The following is a 21,741-nucleotide window of genomic DNA, read 5'->3' on the forward strand; positions in this document are numbered from 1 at the left end:
AATTAGAAAAAGAGTTAAAGTTAATATTTAGGAATTTCTTGCAAACAGTTTTTTTATCATCACATTCAAGTCTTTTCCTTTAACGGTGTATGATTTGAAAACCACAACTGGAAATGCTACTCCAAGGGCTAATGCAAATAGGATAAATACGGTAGAAATTCCATAAGAAAAAGTTTGAATTACTTCTTCAACAGATGGTTTTTGACCTTTGTCTCCACTAATCCAATCAATCATTCCCATCATAAATTCATAACTTATCAAACCTGGAATCATATTAATTACAGCTGGAATCATAAAAATGATAGGAGGAGTATGTGCTCTGTGTGCAAAATACATTCCAGAGAGACCTACAAAACATGAAGCAACAAAAATGGATAAAATTAGATTGACGTCTAATTCCTTAAACAAAAGAAATTTTATAAAATAACCAAGTCCACCAAGAATAAATACAGTCCAAAGAGCTCTTCGAGGAGTATTGAACATCAAAGCAAACCCAACAGAAGTTACTCCTCCAAGTAATATTTTAGAAAGATAAATGCCTCCCATACTGGTTATTTCTAATCCCTCTTTAATTTGAATTTGTAGTTGAGACATATCAAATACATTTAAATCATTAATAAAAGGATTGCTAAAAATTAAATTCGAAACATAAAATCCAAAGGCAATCATCAATACAAGCATAAAACTGTATATAAATCGCGATGTTCCAGATTCAAAATACCCTTCGAGATAATCAATAAAGGCATTAATCATTACTGCGCCAGGAATAAGATATAAGACTGATACCACCATAGCTTCTTTTATCTGTATATTAAATATTACACCTGTTAAATGAATAAATAATGTAGAAATCGTAGCGCCAATGAAAAAAGCAACCATGTGATTGTGATGCTTTAACATCAACTCCCTTCTGACATAATAGCCAAATAATGTCGAAAAATAAACTATTAAAGATTGCAGCCAATCTCCATCAAATAACAAACAAAGAGCAACGCTAGCAAGTGGAGCCAAAGCATATAACTGTAAACTTGAATAGACTTTCTTTGCTTTTATTTGTTTTAAAATGGCTTTAATTTCGGCAATTGAAATTTTATTTTCAAAAACATCCCACGATAAAATGCTGATTTCTGAAACAGTTTCAAAATTCAATCCTTTAGCCTTAATTGTTTTAGCAAGAGTATGCGCTTTAAATTTGTTTTGTTTGTAAACAGATATTACAAATCCAGTATATGTTAAAACTAGTTCGCAATGATAACCAAGACCTACAGCAATTCTTTCTAAATTTCTAATGATTCTAGCTGTATGGGCTCCACTAGTAATCATCATCTCTCCAATTTCAGTTAGTAAATGTAGAACAGATTGTGTCTTCCTGTCTTCAATCAACTTATTCGGTTCGTCAAACATATCTTGTTAATTAATATTTAATTAATATATTTCTGTACTGTAAAATTAGTAATTTATTATTTAGGAAATATGATAATTATCATATAAAAAACCTCGGGAAGCCTTGAAAACAAAGAAAACGTTTTCGTAGATTTTTTGAAAATATGATAATTATCAGGTTTGTTAGATAAGAATTTCGTAAATTTGAAGAAGAAATAAAACAAAAACAATAAACAACAAATAACAATTATGAAAAACATTAAAATTATTCAAGAGTTACACGATTTAGGAATTACAGGGTATCATGAAGTTGCATATAATCCTTCTTATGAAGAGTTGTATCAAGCAGAAGTATCTCATAAAAGAAAAGGTTTCGAAAAAGGAGCTTTGACAGATACAGGATGTGTGGCCGTAAAAACAGGAATCTTTACAGGACGTTCTCCTAAAGATAGATATATTGTAAAAGATGATGTAACTAAAGATACCATTTGCTGGGACAAAGAGTCAGGAATTAGTTCTCCTAACTATCCAACAACCAAAGAAGTTTGGGACGATTTAAAAGCTCTTACTTTAGAGCAACTTTCCACTTCACCTAAATTATATGTTGTAGATGCATTTTGTGGTACAAACGTAGATACAAGACTTAAAGTTCGTTTCGTAATGGAAGTAGCTTGGCAAGCACATTTTGTAACTAATATGTTTATTCGACCTTCAATTTATGAATTGGAAAACTTTGGTGAACCTGATTTCATTGTAATGAATGCTTCTAAAGCAACTAATCCAAACTGGAAAGAACAAGGTTTAAATTCTGAAAACTTCGTATTATTTAATCTTACTGAAAAAATTCAAATAATCGGTGGTACTTGGTACGGTGGAGAAATGAAAAAAGGAATGTTCGCTATGATGAACTACTACTTGCCTCTAAAAGGAATGGCTTCTATGCACTGTTCAGCAAACGTTGGACCAGAAGGCGATGTTGCCGTATTCTTCGGTCTTTCAGGAACAGGAAAAACTACTTTATCTGCCGACCCAAAAAGATATTTAATCGGTGATGACGAACACGGATGGGATAATAATGGTGTTTTCAACTACGAAGGTGGATGTTATGCAAAAGTAATTGACCTTAGTGAACAAAACGAACCAGACATTTGGAGAGCTATCAAAAGAGATGCTTTATTAGAAAATGTTATCGTAGATGAATACGGAGAAATTGATTATTACGATCATTCAATTACTGAAAACTCAAGAGTATCTTACCCAATTTACCACATTAGTAAAATTGTTTTACCTTCAAAAGCAGGACACGCTAGCAAAATAATCTATCTTTCTGCTGATGCTTTTGGAGTTTTACCTCCAGTTTCAATCTTGACAGAAGATCAAGCGGCATACCACTTCCTTTGCGGATATACTTCTAAATTAGCAGGAACCGAAAGAGGAATTACTGCTCCAGAACCTTCTTTCTCTCCAGCATTTGGTGAAGCTTTCTTGACTTTGCACCCAACACAATATTCTAAAACATTGATTGGAAAAATGAAAGAACACGGAGCTAAAGCCTACCTTGTAAACACAGGTTGGAACGGAACAGGAAAAAGAATTTCTTTGAAAAACACTAGAGCTATCATAGATGCAATCATCAATGGAGATATCAATAAAACCGAAACTAAAACGGTTCCTTTCTTGAACTTAACTTTCCCAACTGCATTACCAAATGTAAGCGAAGGAATTTTAGATCCTAGATTTACATACGCTACTGAAGGTGAATGGGAAGCTAAAGCTAAAGATTTATCTGCTCGTTACATCAAATATTTTGAACAATATACAGGTAATGAAGAAGGAAAACGTTTAGTAGCTGCTGGCCCTTCATTAGAAGAAAAAGCTGTAGAAGTATAATAGTCCCTAATTAGTACTAATTTTAAACCATCTGCGAGTGTAGTTTTTAAATTAGACAACTCTTCAGGTGGTTTTTAACAATTTGTTTGTATTAAGTTAAATTAAAAATTGTTTTGTAAAGATATTTTCTAGTATATTTGCACTCGAATAAAAGGATTTTTTAATAAAAAAGTTATGTTATCAATTCAATTGCATCACCATCATTTACAGTATTGCTCTCAAGCGATGTGTTAATGGTATGTGTGTAAATCATCATATTTTAAAACCCGTTTGAGTACATCAAACGGGTTTTTTATTTCCTAAATGTTGTATTCAAACAAAATTGTAAAACAACAACAAAAAACAACAACAAAAATGAGTACTTTAAAAATTGCCATTCAAAAATCAGGACGCTTAAACGAAGACAGTATCCAAATTCTAAAAGATTGCGGAATTTCCATCAACAACGGAAATGACCAATTAAAAGCCGAAGCAACAAACTTTCCTTTGGAAGTTTTGTATCTTAGAAATTCCGATATTCCCCAATATTTAATTGATGGAGTGGTAGATATTGCCATTGTAGGCGACAATCTTTTGGTCGAAAAAGGAAAAAACATCAAGGTAATCCAGAAGTTAGGATTTTCTAAATGCAAAGTTTCCGTAGCCGTTCCAAAAGCTTTCGAATACAAATCCATAAAAGACTTGGAAGGAATGCGTATCGCCACTTCTTATCCAAACACCGTTATCGAATATTTTGCCAAATTCGGAATGACCGTTGACATTCACCAAATCTCGGGTTCGGTTGAAATCGCGCCAAACATCGGTCTTGCCGACGGAATCGTGGACATCGTTTCCAGCGGAAGCACTTTGTTTAAAAACAATTTGAAAGAAGTGGAAGTGATTTTCAAGAGCGAAGCTGTTTTGGCGGTTTCTCCAAAAGTGACTCCAGAAGTTCAATCGATTATCGACACGCTTCAATTCCGAATCGAATCGGTTTTGAGAGCCAGAAAATCAAAATACATTTTGATGAACGTTCCCAACGACAAAATTGAAGCTATTGGTAAAATTCTTCCTGTTTTAAAGAGTTTAACAGTAATGCCGTTGGCAGAAGAAGGCTGGAGCAGCGTTCATTCCGTAATCGACAAAGACACTTTTTGGGATGTCATCGACCAATTGAAAGAAGCCGGAGCCGAAGGAATTTTAGTTTGTCCAATCGAGAAAATGGTACTATAAAAATATTGGAATTTATCTTAATGATATAAAAAATGAACAAAATATTCAATCCAAAACCCGAAACTTGGTCTTCCATTCTAAAAAGACCAACTCAAACCATCGACGATATTGAAGTTACCGTGAAAGAAATTTTCAAGGAAATTCAAAAAAAAGGAGATGAGGCTGTTGCCAAATATACTTCACTGTTCGATGGTGTTCTATTTGAAAACATAGAAGTTTCACCATCAGAAATAGAGCAAGCCATTGCAACTATTTCCGACGAATTGAAAACCGCCATTCAATTGGCAAAATCGAACATAGAAAAATTCCATTCGGCTCAAAAAACGGCTAGAGTAGAAATAGAAACAGTAGAAGGAGTGCAATGTTGGCAGGAAAAAAGACCAATTCAAAAAATTGGTTTGTATATTCCAGGAGGAACAGCGCCTTTGTTTTCAACAGTTTTGATGCTTGCCGTTCCTGCCAATATCGCAGGTTGCAACGAAATTGTTTTGTGTTCGCCACCGGACAAAAGCGGAAACATTAATCCAGCGATTTTATATGCCGCCAATTTATGTGGTGTGACCAAAATATTGAAAGTAGGCGGAATTCAGGCTATTGCAGGAATGACTTTCGGAACAAAATCAATTCCAAAAGTGTACAAGATTTTTGGACCTGGAAATCAGTTTGTGACTGTAGCCAAACAATTGGCAACTCAATATGGTGTGGCAATTGATATGCCGGCCGGGCCTTCTGAATTGTTGATTGTGGCCGATGACACTGCCTTTCCAGCTTTCATCGCTTCCGATTTGTTGTCGCAAGCGGAACACGGAACCGACAGTCAGGTTATTTTGGTTTCAACTTCATTGGAATTGATTGATAAAGTGGAAAAAGAAATTCAAAAACAACTGGAAGTTTTGCCAAGAAAAGCCATTGCCGAAAAAGCCATTGCTAATTCCAAACTGATTTTTGTCGAAAATGATAAAACTGCTTTGGAATTAATCGATGAATATGGTCCAGAACACTTCATTATTTGCACCAAAGACGAAGATTTTTATGTACGTAATATAGGAAATGCAGGTTCGGTTTTCATTGGAAGTTATACGCCGGAAAGTGCTGGAGATTATGCTTCAGGAACCAATCACACCTTGCCAACCAACGGATATGCCAAGAATTACAGCGGCGTGAATCTGGATAGTTTTACCAAATCGATGACCTTTCAAAAGATATCCGAAAAAGGAATTCAAAATATTGGCAAAGCGATAGAAATTATGGCTGAAGTCGAAGGATTGCAAGCGCACAAAAATGCAGTTACTTTGAGATTGAAAGATTTAAAAATTGAAAAATAAAATCAGCTTTTATCCGTGTTTTTGCTTTAGCAAATCCGTTTTATCAGCGTCCAAAATATAATGTAATGAATGTTTTTAATATAAATAATTTAGTCCGTGAAAACGTCAAGTCGATGAAGCCTTATTCTTCGGCACGTGACGAATTTGAGGATTTTGACACAGCGGATATGATTTTCTTGGATGCCAATGAAAATCCGTTCCAGAATGGCGTGAATCGTTATCCAGATCCACAACAATGCAGCGTGAAAGTAGTTTTGGCAAAACAAAAAAACGTAAATACCAATCAAATTTTGTTAGGAAACGGAAGTGACGAAGTATTGGATTTGCTATTCAGAGCTTTTTGCGAGCCAAAAATTGACAACATTATTTCATTGCCACCAACTTACGGAATGTATGGCGTTTTGTCAAACCTGAATAACATTGAAAACAGAGAAGTTTTACTTTCGACAGATTTTCAGCCACAAGTAGAAAAAATTTTAGATGCTGTTGACGAAAATACTAAAATTATCTTTTTATGTTCGCCAAATAATCCAACGGGAAATTCTTTTACGACAGAAAGTGTAACCACTTTATTGGAAAAATTCAATGGCTTTATTGTGATTGACGAAGCTTATATTGACTTTTCAGATAAAGCAAGCTGGTTAGAAAAATTAAACCAATATCCGAATTTGATTGTCACACAAACTTTGTCAAAAGCCTATGGTTTAGCGGGAATTCGTTTGGGAATTTGTTATGCTTCTGCCGAGGTAATTGCAGTTTTGAACAAAATCAAACCGCCTTATAACGTAAACGAACTGACGCAGTTGAGAGCTTTGGAAAGATTGAGCGATACCGATAAAATTAAATCTGAAATAGCTTCCATTATTGCACAAAGAGAGGAATTACTTAAAGTATTGGTTGACGTGAAATTTGTTAAAAAAATCTATCCAACGGAAGCCAATTTCATCTTGATAAAGGTGGATGACGCCAACAAACGATACGACGAATTGATTGCCAAAGGAATCGTGATTCGCAACAGAACGACTCAACCTTTATGTGAAAATACTTTACGTTTGACTATTGGAACGAAAGAAGAAAACAAGAAATTAATTGAAGCATTAAAGAAGATTGGTAACTAATTATGCTAGACAAAATTAATCATACACCTAGAGGATTAGTTATAGAACTTTCTGTTAAAACTGAAGAGGCTGTAAATCTTATTTTATCTAAATTATTAGGGATTAAGCCTGAAGAATCTCGTTCTTTTGGTAATTCTAGTCAGGCTCTTAGTTTTAATGCCAAAGCAAATTTATTGCTTGATCTTAATCAATTAGACAAGTTGCAAAGAGAAAAATTCCAGATATTTATGGAAATTAGGAACAAATTTGCTCATCTTAATTCTGTTGATACATTTGAAAAATGTTTTGCTTTAATGGGTAATTATCAAAGATTAAAAAAAATATTTGAAGTAGACGAAGATGGAGAATCTATCGAGAAAGATATGGAATTAATGTTTTGTATTTTATCTATTGATATAACTTCTATAATTGGAACAATAAGAGAAAATGTTACCAAAAATATGGCAGTAAAATATACTCAAAGGAAATTTTTCGAAGCAATTAAAGAAAATAGAGAAGAATATAAAAAACATAATCCATTAGATGTTAATGCGATTGACAATTTTATTAAGTTTATAAAAAACATTCTTACTGAGGAAATTGACAGAAAAATTAAAAACAACACTCCCCCTCATATTTAAAAAAAACAATAGTTATAAAATGAAAAAAGTACTTTTTATAGATCGCGACGGAACGATGGTTTTAGAGCCAAACGATTATCAATTAGACAGTTTCGAAAAATTGGAATTTTATCCAAAAGCCTTTCAATATCTAGGAAAAATCGCTGCTGAATTGGATTTCGAATTGGTGATGGTGACCAATCAGGATGGTTTAGGAACGGATTCACATCCAGAAGCCAACTTTTGGCCAGTGCACAATTTGGTGATGAAAGCTTTCGAAAATGAAGGTGTTGTTTTTAGCGATGTCCTGATTGACAAAACATTTCCTCACGAAAACGTGCCAACCCGCAAACCTGGTACTGCTATGTTGACGAAATACATCAATAATCCTGAATATGATTTGGCAAATTCGTTCGTAATTGGAGACAGAATAACCGATGTGGAATTGGCGAAAAATTTGGGTTCAAAAGCTATTTTTATCAGCACGGACGAAGAGTTGGGAAGTGATGAAATTTCGTCAAAAAGACACGAATTGGATGCCGTTATTGCTTTGCAAACCACGGAATGGAAAACCATTTACGAGTTTTTGAAATTAAAGGAACGTTCGGCTTCCATTACCAGAAAAACGCACGAAACCGATATTTACATCAACTTAAACCTTGACGGAACCGGGAAAAGTAAAATTGATACCGGAATTGCTTTTTTCGACCATATGCTCGACCAAATTGCGCGTCACGGTCAAATGGATCTTGAAATTTTGGTAAAAGGAGATTTAGAAGTCGATGAACACCACACGATTGAAGACACAGCAATTGCCTTGGGAGAAGTTTTTGCCAAAGCATTAGGAAATAAACTAGGAATAGAAAGATATGGTTTTTGTTTGCCAATGGACGATTGTTTGTCCCAAGTAGCCATTGATTTTGGCGGTAGAAACTGGTTGGTTTGGGAAACGGAATTCAAACGTGAAATGGTGGGCAAAATGCCAACGGAAATGTTCTATCATTTCTTCAAATCCTTTTCGGACGGAGCCAAAGCCAACATCAACATTAAAGCCGAAGGCGATAATGAACACCATAAAATTGAAGCTATTTTCAAGGCTTTCGCCAAAGCAATAAAAGTAGCCGTAAAACGCGACACTGAGAAGATGATTTTGCCATCAACAAAAGGAATGTTATAAATTAGGAAGCTTGGAGTTGGAAGCTTGAAGTAAAATATGCTTTTTCCAACTCCCAACTCCCAACTCCCAACTTCTAACTTCCAACTAAAAAACAATGAAAATAGTAATCATAAATTACGGAGCAGGAAATATTCAAAGCATTATGTTTGCCATCGAAAGATTGGGATACAAAGCGGTTTTGAGCAACGATCCTGACGAAATAAAAGCAGCCGACAAAGTGATTTTTCCTGGTGTAGGGGAAGCGAGTTATGCAATGAAAATGTTAAAAGAAAGCGGTTTGGACACTTTGATTCCGACATTAAAGCAACCCGTTTTTGGAATTTGTCTGGGAATGCAGTTGATGTGCAACCATTCGGAAGAAGGCGATACCAAAGGTTTGGGGATTTTTGATGTAAATGTGGTCAAATTTTCCAAAAAAGTCAAGGTACCACAAATGGGTTGGAATGTTATTTACAACTTGAAATCAGATCTTTTCAAAGGAATTGCCGAAAAAGAATATATGTATTTGGTTCATAGTTTTTACGCACCAATTTGCGCCGAAACCATTGCCACAACAGATTATGAATTGGAATATTCCTCAGCATTGGAAAACGATAATTTCTACGGAACGCAATTTCATCCTGAGAAAAGTGGGGATGTTGGAGAGAAAATCTTGGATAATTTCTTGAAACTTTAAAATTTAAATAGCAAAAATCAATTTCAATGGCAATTTCAAATCTAAAATCTGAACTCTAAAATCATAAATGGAATGAGAATAATACCTGCAATAGACATCATTGAAGGAAAATGTGTTCGCTTGTCGAAAGGCGATTACAATACCAAAATCATATACAACGAAAATCCGCTGGAAGTAGCCAAAGAATTTGAAGCCCACGGAATCGAATATTTGCATTTGGTGGATTTGGATGGTGCAAAATCAAGCAAAATTGTCAATTATAAAATACTGGAACAAATAGCTTCGCAAACCAAATTAAAAATTGATTTTGGTGGCGGATTGAAAGCCGATTCTGATTTAAAAATTGCTTTTGAAAGCGGTGCCAATCAAATTACTGGTGGAAGCATTGCAGTAAAAAATCGTGCTATTTTTGAAAAATGGATTGCAGAATATGGTTCAGATAAAATCATTTTGGGGGCTGATGCCAATAACGAAAAAGTAGCGGTTTCAGGCTGGCTAGAAGATTCGAATGAAGATTTGGTGCCGTTTATTCAGGAGTATCAAAATAAAGGAATTCAATACGTAATTTGTACTGATATTGCAAAAGACGGAATGTTGGAAGGTCCAAGTTTTGATTTGTATGAAAAGATTTTAAAACAAGCGGAAGGATTGAAATTAATCGCTTCAGGGGGAATTTCCACTTTTGATGAATTGCCTAAATTAGCTGAATTGGGCTGTGAAGGAACTATTATCGGTAAAGCGATTTATGAAGGAAGAATTTCGTTGAAACAACTAGAAGAGTTTATAATAAAATAGATTGTTTCACAAAGAAACTCAAAGAATGCGCAAAGATTCTCAAAGAATTTTGCGTATCTCTGTGAAACCTTTGTGAATCTCTGTGTAATAGAAATAAAAATGCTTACAAAAAGAATAATCCCTTGCCTCGATATCAAAAACGGACGAACCGTTAAAGGCGTTAATTTCGTGGACTTGCGTGATGCTGGTGATCCAGTGGAATTGGCCAAAATCTATTCGGATGAAGGGGCTGATGAATTGGTTTTCCTTGATATTTCGGCAACGGAAGAAAGAAGAAGAACCTTGGTTGATTTGGTTCGAAAAGTGGCCGCAACAATCAATATTCCGTTTACGGTGGGTGGAGGAATTTCGGCTGTTGAAGATGTGGAAGTTTTGCTTCAAAACGGTGCAGATAAGGTTTCTATCAATTCATCGGCAGTGAAAAACCCACAATTGATTAACGATTTGGCACAGAAATTTGGAAGCCAATGTGTGGTTGTGGCGATTGATGCAAAACAAATTGACGGCGAATGGATGGTGCATTTGGTGGGAGGAAAAGTGCCAACAGAAATTAAATTATTCGATTGGGCACAAGAAGTGGAACAACGTGGAGCAGGAGAAATCCTTTTCACCTCGATGAATCACGACGGAACCAAAAATGGTTTTGCCAACGAAGCTTTGGCTAAATTATCTGAATTAGTCAATATTCCGATAATTGCTTCGGGCGGAGCAGGGAATATTCAGCATTTTGTTGATACCTTTGTCGAAGGAAAATCGGATGCAGCTTTGGCGGCAAGTGTATTCCATTTCAAGGAAATTGAAATCAAAACTTTAAAAAAAGAACTTAAAAAAAATAACATAGAAGTTAGAATCTAAAATCTGAACTCTAAAATCTAAAATACTAATGAACATAGATATCAAAAGCGCACACGGATTAATTCCTGCCATAATTCAAGATTCAGAAACCAAAAACGTCCTGATGTTGGGCTATATGAACGAAGAATCGCTTCAAAAAACAATTGAAACTCAAAAAATAACTTTTTACAGCCGTTCCAAACAAAGACTTTGGACAAAAGGCGAGGAGAGTGGCAACTTTTTAGAACTAGTTGATATTAAAAATGATTGCGATGGCGACACGCTTTTGATTCAGGCAAAACCCGTTGGCCCTACTTGTCATACTGGTGCAGATACTTGTTGGCAAGAGCCTAACAATCAGGAGTATGGATTTATTTCTAAATTAGAAAAAACCATCAAAACTCGCAGAGAAAATGCCGATTCTGAAAAGAGTTATGTTGCTTCTTTATTTGAAAAAGGAATCAACAAGATTGCCCAAAAAGTGGGAGAAGAAGCCGTGGAAGTGGTTATTGAAGCCAAAGACAACAATGACCATTTATTTTTGGATGAAAGTGCCGATTTGCTTTTTCATTATTTGATTCTTTTGCAAGCCAAAGGATTTCAATTGAATGATGTGATAAATGTATTAAAAGGCCGTCAAAAATAAAAAATAGTCTATTTTTAGCAATAAAAACCCAATAGTAATGCGAATTTACTATTGGGTTTTTCTTTTATATCCAATACCAATCCACTATATTTACTCATTATTACAAAGTGTAACATAATAGAGTGAAAAGATGCAAACAACTACAATTAAAAACCTCAATAATTTTACTGGAACTGTTTTAATTCCTGTTTTCGAGACTTATTCTAAAAGTTTAGTGCCAATTGAATTTCAGGGAGTTTCGGTTGCTTCTAAAGTATTTTATGGAAAAAAAGATACACATTATATGATTGAAAAATATGATTGTGTACATATCTTCATCGGTTTAGGAAAAGAAATTGATTATTCCTCTTTGAAAACTATTTTCCGAAGAATAGCTTACAATCAAAAAGAATCTTTTGGTACTAATGTAGCTTTAGTTTTGCCAGAACAATTTTCACCTGAACAAGTAGAAGCCGCTATTTCTGGGCTTTATTTAGGAAGTTATGATTTAGGACATTTTAAAAAAACAGAGAAACACCCCTTTTTAAATGAAAATTTTGAATTGGCCCTAATTTCCAAGAAAGATATAGCTAACACGATTTCTAAAGCGATAAAAATAGCCAATGCTCAATTAGAAACGCTTCGTTTGGTCGATTTGCCACCCAATACTGTTACTCCTAAATACCTATCGAATTGGGCGAATCAAAGTGGTGAAAAATACGGTTTTACAGTAGAAACTTTAGGTTTTGAGGCGTGTAAAAAAGCAGGTTTAGGTTCTTTTTTGGCTGTTGGAAAAGGCAGCGAAAACGAGCCTCAATTTGTCATAATGAACTACGTTCCTAAAAATGTGAATGCCAAAACCAAACATGTTGGGTTGGTGGGAAAAGGAATTACGTATGATACCGGTGGATTGAATATTAAGACTTCGGCTATGCTGGATATGAAATGTGATATGGCTGGAGGAGCAGCTGTTTTTGGAGCTATGCAACTCGTTGCCGATTTGAATTTGCCTGTAAAAGTCACTGCGATTGTACCTTGTGCTGAAAATGCTGTGGATGCCAAATCCTTTGTAGCCAGTGATGTCATTCATTCCTATAACGGAACTTCGATAGAAATTATCGACACCGATGCCGAAGGGCGATTGGTTTTAGCCGATGGATTGTCATATTTAATCAAAAATTTCAAACCCGAATATATTATTGATATTGCAACATTAACAGGAAGTGCGATGGGAACTTTTGGTCACGAATGTGCGGCGTTGTTTACCAATAATGAACTTGTTTCCAAAAAACTGCAAGAATCAGGCGATGCCATTGGCGAAAGACTTTGGCCGTTGCCGCTTTGGGATTGCTACAAATCCGATATAGAAAGTGAGATTGCAGATGTCAAGAATTATAGCGGAAAACCATTGGCTGGAGCCATAACAGCCGCCAAATTTTTAGAATATTTCACTGATAATCATAAAGCTTGGGCACATTTGGATATTGCAGGAGTAGCGTTTGGTAACGACGAATTTGCCAAAAGCAAACACGCCACGGCTTATGGTGTTCATTTATTGACTAAATTTATTGAGAATTTGTAAATAAGTTTGTTTATATGAAATCCTATTTAACTCTAATTTGTTTCTCCTTACTGATTTTCTATAGTGCAAAATCCCAAAATCTTCTTGATGGAAAAGCAGAGGTATTCACCAGACAAGATACTTTAAGAGGCAGTATTACTAAAGAAAGAGCTTGGTGGGATGTAAAATATTACCATTTAGATGTCAAAGTTAATCCTACCGATAGTACCATTTCGGGTTCGAATACCATTCGTTATAAGGTTTTGAAATCCTATAATCGAATGCAAATTGACTTGCAAAAACCGATGGAGATTTCCAAAGTGACCCAAGATGGCAAAGAGTTAAAATTGGAAAGAGACGAAAATGTTTTTTATATCAATTTAGTAGAACCACAAAATGTTGGAGACATAAAAGAAGTTGTTGTTTTCTATGGTGGTAAGCCCAAAATTGCAGTAAATCCACCTTGGGATGGTGGCATTACCTGGAGCAAAGACAAGAACGGAAAACCTTTTATTGCCTCGACTTGTCAGGGATTGGGTGCCAGTGTTTGGTGGCCTTGCAAAGACCATATGTATGATGAAGTCGATAATATGCTCATCAGCGTGAATGTTCCCAAGAATTTAACGGATGTTTCCAACGGTCGTTTGCAAAGTATAATCGATTTGAAAGATGGCACCAAAACCTTCAATTGGTATGTTTCGAACCCAATTAATAATTATGGAGTGAATATCAACATCGGGGATTATGTTTCATTTTCAGAAGTTTTCAAAGGAGAGAAAGGCGATTTAGATTGCGAATATTATGTTTTGAGAGATGATTTAGAAAAAGCCAAAATTCAATTCAAAGATGTGCCACGAATGTTGAAAGCTTTCGAACATTGGTTTGGTCCTTATCCGTTTTATGAAGATAGTTACAAATTGGTACAAGCGCCTTATTTGGGAATGGAACATCAAAGTTGTGTTACTTATGGCAATGGTTTTCAAAATGGATATTTAGGCAGAGATTTGAGCGGAACAGGTTGGGGATTGAAATTCGATTTTATCATCATTCACGAATCGGGTCACGAATGGTTTGCCAATAATATTACCTACAAAGACATTGCCGATATGTGGATTCACGAGAGTTTCACCAACTATTCAGAAAGTCTTTTTGTCGAATATTACTACGGAAAAGAAGCTGGAGCCGAATATGTTAGAGGAACCCGAAAAGGAATTAAAAACGACAAACCCATCATTGGACAATATGATGTAAACAATGAAGGCTCGGGTGATATGTATCCAAAAGGTGGAAATATGCTGCACACTTTGCGTCAAATTGTAAATGATGCCCCAAAATGGAGAACTATTTTACGAGGTTTGAACAGTACTTTTTACCATCAAACTGTTACCACCAAGCAAATTGAAGATTATTTGAGTAAAGCTGTCGGTTTAGATTTGAATCCATTTTTCAATCAATATTTGAGAGCTATTAGAATTCCAACTTTCGAATATAAGTTTCTGAAAGGTAAACTTTCTTATCGTTGGACAAATTGTGTTCCTGATTTCGATATGCCAGTAAAAGTCACCATAAACGGAAAAACAAAATGGTTAAAACCTCAAGCAGAATGGACGAATCTGCCACAAACTTCTAAAAATTTAAAGTTGGAAGTGGATAAGGATTTTTATGTGAATGTTTTGAAAATTGAGTCTTAAATCCCTTGAACTTCAAACAACTGCACTTGACTTTTCAATCTTTCGATGAGCATTCCCATCATTCTTTTGTTGAGGCTTGAAGAGTTTTTGATGTACTGCGCATATTCGTCGATGGTGAAAAGTGCGATAATCATTCCTTTCAAGGCATTTCGGAATTTGATGTCTTTTTGAATCGCATTTTCGATGGCAGTCAATTTTTTTTCAACTGAAAAAGTATCGAAATGAATTCGATTTTTACCCAAATAATTGATGAACGAAGCGATAAACAAATCATTTTGTAGCTTCAAAATAGGGCGAAGTACTTCGTTTTGAAATAATTCATCTGCCGAGGATTGAGGAGTTACGATACCAATGGTTTCACCTCTAAATTCTTTCAAAAAAACATCTCTTTGATCCATCTTTTTTTTCTTTAAAAATAAAAAAAAAGAGATAGAAAACCTTATTTTCGCCAATATAAAAAAAACAATATGCGATTTCATACTAGAAAATGGGTAAAACCCGAAGATTTAAACCCAAACGGTAGTTTATTTGGCGGAAAATTATTAGCTTGGATTGACGAAGAATTGGCTTTATACACTATAATTCAATTGGAAAACTCAAGAATTGTAACCAAGCATATGTCTGAAATTAATTTCAGAAGCTCGGCCCGTCAAGGCGATATTATCGAAATAGGAATTGATGTGGTTCGTTTTGGTAAAACTTCGCTTACTTTGATTTGTGAGGCTCGAAATATGATGACACGCGAAACCATTATTACTATCGAGAGCACCACGATGGTTAACCTTGGTCCTGATGGTAAGCCAAAAGCGCACGGAAAAACAGAAATTGAATATGTAAAAGACCGTCTAGAGGACTAATTGTTTCAATTCTGTTTTCAAAAATAATTTTTGAGGGTTATATTTTTCTTAAATACTTTTTCTCAATATAAAAAGTGGCAAAGGGAAGTAGTGAGGCTCCTAAAATAATAATCAAAGTTTGGTTATTCCATTCTTGGATTTTTTTTAGCCAAACCGCCAAAAGTACATATCCTATAAACAGCAGACCGTGAGTCATCCCTAATGGATTCAACAAACTATGGTAAAGTTCAATATTAGAATGTTTGATATAAAGCATATTAAAGAATAAAACTAAATAAGAGATACCTTCTAGGATGGCGATGTTTTTGAATACTTTTAGCATAAAATGACTTTTAATTTTTGGTACGGCAAAACTAATGATTATCGTTGATTTTAAGAATGTCATTTCTGAAACAATTAACATTTTGCATTTATAAATCCATGAGCAAACGCGATTTAAAAAAATACTTAAACGAACTCACAAAATCCCAACTCGAAGAGCAAATTATTGAGTTGTATGAAAAATTTGTTCCTGTAAAAAACTATTATGATTTTGTTTTTAATCCAAAAGAAGACACACTACTAAGGGAATCAAAAATTAAAATTTCGAACGAATATTTTCCTGCAAGAGCTGCTTCTGGCAAAGCTCGAAAACCCAAAATGCGCCGTTCTGTGGCTCAAAAATACATCAAGCAATTTATACTTTTGGGGGTAGATCCTTTTATTATTGCTGATGTAATGCTCTATTCAATTGAAATTGCTCAAACTTTTTCCTCCGAAAAAATCATAAAATCGGAATTGTTTTATAAAAGTATGCTCAATTCTTTCAGTCAGGCTGTAAGTTTTATGATTGCCAATGGAATTTTAAGCGAATTCAAAACTCGAATTATCGCCATAAACAAGGAGACTTTTAACCAAAAGTGGTTTAATTTCCAAGAATTTGACGCCATTTTAGAACGTTTTGAATACTAGTTCTCAATTATATAGACGATTTTATTTAATCCCAATTCTTTTTTTACACGATTATTTAGTGGTTTAACTGTTTTTTAGGTGTATTTTTGCAAAAATCCAATAAATACAATGTCTCAAAACACTCTAGAAACACAAATTGAAGATAAGAAAGAACTTTATTCGTATCAAAAAGGAGATATTGAATCCATTTTTGAGCGCTTAGACAATGCGTCTCCCAATTATCATTTACTGTATCAATTGCCAACTGGTGGTGGAAAAACTGTTGTTTTTTCTGAGATTGTTAGACAATACTTATCAAAACACAATAAAAAAGTAGTCGTTTTGACCCATCGAATTGAGTTGTGCAAGCAAACTTCAAAAATGCTCAAAGGTTTTGATGTCAAAAACAAAATCATCAATAGCAAAGTCAAAGAACTTCCAGACCAAAACGATTATTCTTGTTTTGTAGCGATGGTCGAAACCTTGAAAAACCGAATCAATGACGAGAAATTGCATCTCGACAACATTGGATTGGTAATTATCGATGAAGCACACTACAATTCCTTTCGGAAATTATTAAGTTCGTTCAAAAATGCCTTTATTCTTGGAGTTACTGCAACACCTTTAAGTTCGAATATCAAGTTACCAATGAACGAAAGTTATGATGAATTAATTGTTGGAGACAACATTAGTTCGTTAATTGAAAAAGGCTTCTTAGCCAAAGCAATTACTTATAGTTATGATGTTGGTCTAACCTCTTTGAAAGTTGGAATCAATGGAGATTATACCGTGAAATCATCTGATGATTTATATACCAATATGGCGATGCAAGAGAAATTACTGCACGCTTACACCGAGAAATCTTTGGGTAAAAAAACCCTGATTTTCAATAACGGAATCAATACATCTTTATACGTATATGAAACTTTCCGTGAAGCAGGATACGGCATTCGACATCTCGATAATACTAGTAGTACCGAAGAACGTAAAGAGATTTTGCATTGGTTCAAAAACACTCCCGATGCTATTTTAACCTCGGTTGGAATCCTTACCACTGGTTTTGATGAACCTACTGTAGAAACTATTATTTTGAATCGTGCCACAAAATCATTGACTTTGTATTTTCAAATGATTGGTCGTGGTTCTCGAAAATTGCCTGGAAAAGAGGAATTTACAGTTATCGATTTAGGAAACAATGCCGCTCGTTTTGGCTTGTGGAATGAGCCCGTAAATTGGCAACACATTTTCAAATCGCCAGAGTTTTATCTTGAAAATCTACGTGACGATACCGAAATTGAATTATATTTTAAATATACGATGCCTCCAGAGTTACGTGCTAAATTCAGTAAAACTGAAGTCGTAACTTTTGATGTCGATGAAGAACATAAACTAGCCATTGCCCAAAATTTGCGTTCCAAGGTTGTCTTGGACAAATCTTTGGAACAACATGCAGCAATGTGTGTGGACAATACAGAAGAATTGCGTGATGCCAAAGAATTGTATAAAGAATTGGATCCCGATATCGAATGCCGTTTGAAGCGTTATTCCAAATGTTTGAGCCAATGCAGCAAGAATTACCGCGAATGGTTGGTAGATGATTACAAACAGAAATTGCTGTTATTGATAGGGAAGAAGTATCGCGAAAAAATTATGAACGAAGCCGATTAATTTTCAGGAGCTATTTCCCGCCATTCGTTACAATCTATTGTGCCGAAGACCGGCACAATAGGATTTTCACTACTATCGGGGCTAGGAATCCGTTTCAAAACAACAATTAAATAAATAATAAATCAACAATATGTCAAAACAATTCTCTGATTTAGGTATTCAAGAATCTATTATAAAAGCACTTGATGATTTAAAAATTGTTGTGCCAACCGAAATCCAACAAAAAACAATTTCCTTGCTTTTGACAACCCAAACCGACCTTGTTGGATTGGCCAAAACAGGAACTGGAAAAACGGCTGCTTTTGGTTTACCATTACTTCAATTAATTGATTCTAAAATTACTGCTGTTCAGGCTGTTATTTTGGCACCAACAAGAGAATTGGGACATCAAATTTTTACTAATTTAGAAGCTTTTGCCAAGTATATTCCCGAGATTTCTATTGCTGAAACTTGCGGTGGAATTCCAATAAAACCTCAAATAGAAAGACTGACTTTGCCAACCCATATCGTAGTGGCAACACCCGGAAGATTGATTGATTTGATTCAGCGCAAAGCCATCAGTTTGAAAGAAACAAATTTTTTGGTACTCGATGAAGCCGACGAAATGGTTGCAATTTTGAAAGGAGGTTTAGATGAAATCATCGCCGAATTACCCAAAAACCGTAGAACATTTCTTTTCTCGGCAACAATGCCTGGAACTATCAAACAATTGATTCAGAACTATTTGAATAAAAATGTAGTTCAAGTGAGTGCCGATATGCAAACTGTAGGCAATCAAGGAATTGACCATCAATACATCGTTGTTGATCCCATCGAAAAATTGGATGTTTTGATGCACTTTCTAACTTCAAAAGAGGGCGAACGGGGCATTATTTTTTGCAAAACCAAAGCCGCCGTCAATAAATTAGCCAAAAACTTGGCTATTAACCGATTCTCGTCAGGAGCTTTGCACGGCAGTTTGTCACAAGGCATTCGGGATCGAATTATGGAACAATTTCGTCAAGGACACATTCATATTTTGGTAGCAACCGATTTGGCCGCCAGAGGAATTGACGTAAAAGAAATGGCTTATGTGGTCAATTATCATTTGCCAGATACCTATGAAAACTATGTTCACCGCAGCGGAAGAACCGCAAGAGCAGGAGCAAAGGGACTTTCGTTAACGGTTTTGCAGCAAGAAGAAGTGGCTGAAATAGCTGATTTTGAAAGAGAATTGGGAATTAAATTTACCAAATTTCAAAAACCAACTGCCGAGAATATTGAAGAAAACAACACGCTTTTGTGGGCCAAACAAATCTTCAAAACTAAACCCAATCACGAAGTTTCGGCCGAATTTAAAAACAAAGTCAAAACCATTTTTCATCATTTGACCAAAGATGAATTAATCGAAAAATTATTGGCCAATCAATTGCTGCAAAGCAAAGCCGATTCCAACAAAGAAAAACCTGTTAAAAAATTTAAAAACTAATATTTGCGCCAAAAATTATATTGTACTTTTAGCGATATTAATTATCTAATGAGTAATTGCTATCACTAAATTCGTTTTCAATATGCAAATAGTAATAATAGGAGGAGGTTTTGCCGGGATTAACTTGGCCAAAGATTTATCAAATCACAAAGGCATTGAAGTAATTCTTGTCGATAAAAACAACTATAATTTCTTTCCGCCCCTTATTTATCAAGTAGCTACGGCTTTTTTGGAACCTTCCAGTATTAGTTATCCCTTTAGAAAATTTTTTGCGGGCAAAAAGAACCTTCAATTTCGTTTGGGCGAATTGCAAAAAGTAATTCCTGCCGAAAACAAAATCATTCTCAACAACGGCGAATTACATTACGACCAATTGGTCTTTGCCACTGGAGCCGAAACCAGCTTTTTCGGAATGGAGAATGTCAAGAAAAATGCCATTCCGATGAAAACGCTCAATGATGCCATCGAAATGCGAAACACATTGTTGAAAAATCTAGAAAAAGCAGCAATAACTAAAGACATTCGCAAACGAAGACAGCTCTTAACCATTGTAGTTGCTGGTGGTGGCCCAACAGGAGTAGAAGTTTCGGGAATGTTTGCCGAGATGCGAAAAAACATTTTGCTCAAAGAATATCCCGAATTAGAAACTTCTGCCAGTAATATTTATTTGGTCGATGGTGGCGATGCACTCTTGTCGCCCATGAGCAAAGAATCGCAAGCAGATACACTTGAAGCAGTAACAAAGCTGGGAGTTTTGGTAAAACTAAATACCCGAGTAGTCGATTATAAAGACGATACCGTTTATTTTGAAAATGGAGAAACGATACAAACCAAAAATTTAATCTGGGCAGCTGGAGTTTCTGCTAAAGTTTTTGAAGGAATCCCAACAGAAAGTTATGGTCGTGGAAAAAGAATGTTAACCGATGCTTTCAATAAAGTCAATACTACCGAAAACATCTACGCCATTGGAGATACCTGTATCCAACTTAGTGATGAAAATTTTCCATCAGGTCATCCACAAGTGGCTCAAGTTGCCATTCAGCAAGGTGAAAATCTAGCCGAAAATTTCAAATTGATGCTAAAAAACAAGCCGTTGAAACCCTTTAAATACAACGACAAAGGTTCTATGGCGATCATCGGAAAAAACAAAGCGGTTGTAGATTTGCCCAAACCTAAAATGCACTTCAAAGGCTTTTTGGCTTGGATGATTTGGTTGTTTGTTCACTTGATGTCTTTGATTACCTATCGCAATCGTATCAATACTTTTTACCATTGGATGATTGCCTATTTCTCGAAAGACCAATCTTTGCGAATGATTATCAGACCCGACAAAAAATCAAAAGTTGAAGCAAAACCCGAATAGTTTCGATTTAGAAATCGGGGTTTTAAATTAGGATAAAGATTTTGAAATTCTCCTAAATGTTGACGTTGAACAAACAACGAAATCCTTATATTAGGTATTTCTTTGTTTGTTTCTTAGATTTTACCCTTGTATTTTGGATCAAAATCTACCATCCATTCGATGCCATATTGGTCTCTAAACATCCCGAAATAGGAACCCCAAGGGCTGTCTTCAATGGGCATTTCAATAGTTCCGCCTGCCGAAAGTCCGTTAAACAACCTGTCGGCTTCTTCACGACTTTCTGCACTAATGGCTATTTTAGACCTGTTTTCATTTTCATTTACTCGTCCCATTATTTCGGGAACATCATTGCCCATCAAAATATTTTGACCAATGGGTAAAGCAATGTGCATTATTTTATGTGCTTCACTTTCAGCCACTGGAAATTCGGGGTTTTCTAAATCTTTGAACCGCATAATCATGGCAAACTCTCCGCCAAATACTGATTTGTAAAAAGTGAATGCTTCTTCGGCATTTCCGTTGAAGTTAATGTGTGGATTGATAAGTGCCATAATTTTTTAGTTGTTAAG

The 21,741-nt window shown here is 35.2% G+C and carries 21 protein-coding genes; 17 read left to right on the plus strand and 4 right to left on the minus strand.

All coding sequences use genetic code 11. The annotated features are described in order from the left end of the window. Positions 1-27: 27 nt before the first annotated feature. On the minus strand, positions 28-1,404 hold the full coding sequence (locus tag C3L50_RS11655) for a threonine/serine exporter family protein (RefSeq protein ID WP_103806357.1): 1,377 nt from the start codon (positions 1,402-1,404) through the stop codon (positions 28-30). A 228-nt stretch (positions 1,405-1,632) separates the two neighbouring features. On the opposite strand from C3L50_RS11655, the gene pckA reads away from it, so the two are divergent. The 12 genes from pckA (at position 1,633) to C3L50_RS11715 (ending at position 14,886) form a co-directional block, all read left to right on the plus strand. Beyond that, positions 1,633-3,273: a phosphoenolpyruvate carboxykinase (ATP) gene (pckA, locus tag C3L50_RS11660; protein ID WP_103806358.1), complete on the plus strand. Its 1,641-nt coding sequence runs from the start codon at positions 1,633-1,635 to the stop codon at positions 3,271-3,273. A 354-nt stretch (positions 3,274-3,627) separates the two neighbouring features. After that, on the plus strand, positions 3,628-4,485 hold the full coding sequence (hisG, locus tag C3L50_RS11665) for an ATP phosphoribosyltransferase (protein WP_103806484.1): 858 nt from the start codon (positions 3,628-3,630) through the stop codon (positions 4,483-4,485). A 32-nt stretch (positions 4,486-4,517) separates the two neighbouring features. Further along, positions 4,518-5,810, plus strand: a complete 1,293-nt coding sequence (hisD, locus tag C3L50_RS11670; protein ID WP_103806359.1) for a histidinol dehydrogenase — start codon at positions 4,518-4,520, stop codon at positions 5,808-5,810. A gap of 65 nt (positions 5,811-5,875) precedes the next feature. After that, positions 5,876-6,928 carry a histidinol-phosphate transaminase gene (gene hisC, locus C3L50_RS11675; RefSeq protein ID WP_103806360.1) on the plus strand — a complete coding sequence of 351 codons (1,053 nt, stop codon included), beginning with the start codon at positions 5,876-5,878 and terminating at the stop codon, positions 6,926-6,928. 2 nt (positions 6,929-6,930) lie between these two features. Continuing rightward, positions 6,931-7,548, plus strand: coding sequence for a hypothetical protein (locus tag C3L50_RS11680; protein ID WP_103806361.1), 618 nt, complete (start codon positions 6,931-6,933; stop codon positions 7,546-7,548). A 19-nt stretch (positions 7,549-7,567) separates the two neighbouring features. After that, the gene (gene hisB / locus C3L50_RS11685) at positions 7,568-8,704 is read left to right on the plus strand and encodes a bifunctional histidinol-phosphatase/imidazoleglycerol-phosphate dehydratase HisB (protein ID WP_103806362.1); all 1,137 of its coding nucleotides are present in this window, start codon (positions 7,568-7,570) and stop codon (positions 8,702-8,704) included. A 94-nt stretch (positions 8,705-8,798) separates the two neighbouring features. After that, positions 8,799-9,380 (plus strand): imidazole glycerol phosphate synthase subunit HisH, encoded by a 582-nt coding sequence (gene hisH / locus C3L50_RS11690; protein WP_103806363.1) that lies wholly within the window; start codon positions 8,799-8,801, stop codon positions 9,378-9,380. A 72-nt stretch (positions 9,381-9,452) separates the two neighbouring features. Further along, complete coding sequence (gene hisA / locus C3L50_RS11695) at positions 9,453-10,175, plus strand: 1-(5-phosphoribosyl)-5-[(5-phosphoribosylamino)methylideneamino]imidazole-4-carboxamide isomerase (RefSeq protein WP_103806364.1); 723 nt, start codon at positions 9,453-9,455, stop codon at positions 10,173-10,175. Positions 10,176-10,274: 99 nt separating this feature from the next. Further along, entirely contained in the window at positions 10,275-11,030 is a 756-nt protein-coding gene (gene hisF, locus C3L50_RS11700) for an imidazole glycerol phosphate synthase subunit HisF (RefSeq protein ID WP_103806365.1), read from the plus strand. Between the two features lie 22 nt (positions 11,031-11,052). After that, on the plus strand, positions 11,053-11,655 hold the full coding sequence (gene hisIE, locus C3L50_RS11705) for a bifunctional phosphoribosyl-AMP cyclohydrolase/phosphoribosyl-ATP diphosphatase HisIE (RefSeq protein ID WP_317044965.1): 603 nt from the start codon (positions 11,053-11,055) through the stop codon (positions 11,653-11,655). A 130-nt stretch (positions 11,656-11,785) separates the two neighbouring features. Next, a complete protein-coding gene (locus C3L50_RS11710) occupies positions 11,786-13,216 on the plus strand; it encodes a leucyl aminopeptidase family protein (RefSeq protein ID WP_103806367.1) in 1,431 nt (476 codons plus the stop codon). A gap of 14 nt (positions 13,217-13,230) precedes the next feature. Continuing rightward, a complete protein-coding gene (locus C3L50_RS11715; RefSeq protein ID WP_103806368.1) occupies positions 13,231-14,886 on the plus strand; it encodes a M1 family metallopeptidase in 1,656 nt (551 codons plus the stop codon). Here the strand turns inward: C3L50_RS11715 and C3L50_RS11720 are convergent. Further along, entirely contained in the window at positions 14,883-15,284 is a 402-nt protein-coding gene (locus C3L50_RS11720) for a glyoxalase (protein ID WP_103806485.1), read from the minus strand. The two genes, C3L50_RS11715 and C3L50_RS11720, sit on opposite strands and share 4 nt — an antisense overlap. 69 nt (positions 15,285-15,353) lie before the next feature. On the opposite strand from C3L50_RS11720, the gene C3L50_RS11725 reads away from it, so the two are divergent. Next, positions 15,354-15,743: an acyl-CoA thioesterase gene (locus C3L50_RS11725; protein WP_103806369.1), complete on the plus strand. Its 390-nt coding sequence runs from the start codon at positions 15,354-15,356 to the stop codon at positions 15,741-15,743. Positions 15,744-15,780: 37 nt separating this feature from the next. On the opposite strand, the gene C3L50_RS11730 is transcribed toward C3L50_RS11725, so the two are convergent. Then, a complete protein-coding gene (locus C3L50_RS11730) occupies positions 15,781-16,065 on the minus strand; it encodes a DUF3817 domain-containing protein (protein ID WP_103806486.1) in 285 nt (94 codons plus the stop codon). A gap of 98 nt (positions 16,066-16,163) precedes the next feature. On the opposite strand from C3L50_RS11730, the gene C3L50_RS11735 reads away from it, so the two are divergent. From C3L50_RS11735 to C3L50_RS11750, 4 genes are all read left to right on the plus strand, one after another. Next, a complete protein-coding gene (locus C3L50_RS11735) occupies positions 16,164-16,694 on the plus strand; it encodes a DUF6155 family protein (protein WP_103806370.1) in 531 nt (176 codons plus the stop codon). Between the two features lie 108 nt (positions 16,695-16,802). Continuing rightward, positions 16,803-18,341, plus strand: a complete 1,539-nt coding sequence (locus tag C3L50_RS11740; protein ID WP_103806371.1) for a DEAD/DEAH box helicase — start codon at positions 16,803-16,805, stop codon at positions 18,339-18,341. Positions 18,342-18,471: 130 nt separating this feature from the next. Further along, complete coding sequence (locus tag C3L50_RS11745; RefSeq protein WP_103806372.1) at positions 18,472-19,809, plus strand: DEAD/DEAH box helicase; 1,338 nt, start codon at positions 18,472-18,474, stop codon at positions 19,807-19,809. A gap of 82 nt (positions 19,810-19,891) precedes the next feature. Then, a complete protein-coding gene (locus C3L50_RS11750) occupies positions 19,892-21,172 on the plus strand; it encodes an NAD(P)/FAD-dependent oxidoreductase (protein WP_103806373.1) in 1,281 nt (426 codons plus the stop codon). A 113-nt stretch (positions 21,173-21,285) separates the two neighbouring features. Here C3L50_RS11750 and C3L50_RS11755 read toward each other — a convergent pair whose 3' ends face one another. Continuing rightward, complete coding sequence (locus tag C3L50_RS11755; protein WP_103806374.1) at positions 21,286-21,723, minus strand: VOC family protein; 438 nt, start codon at positions 21,721-21,723, stop codon at positions 21,286-21,288. Between the last annotated feature and the right edge of the window lie 18 nt (positions 21,724-21,741).

The organism is Flavobacterium alvei (genome assembly GCF_002920895.1).
GTDB lineage: Bacteria > Bacteroidota > Bacteroidia > Flavobacteriales > Flavobacteriaceae > Flavobacterium > Flavobacterium alvei.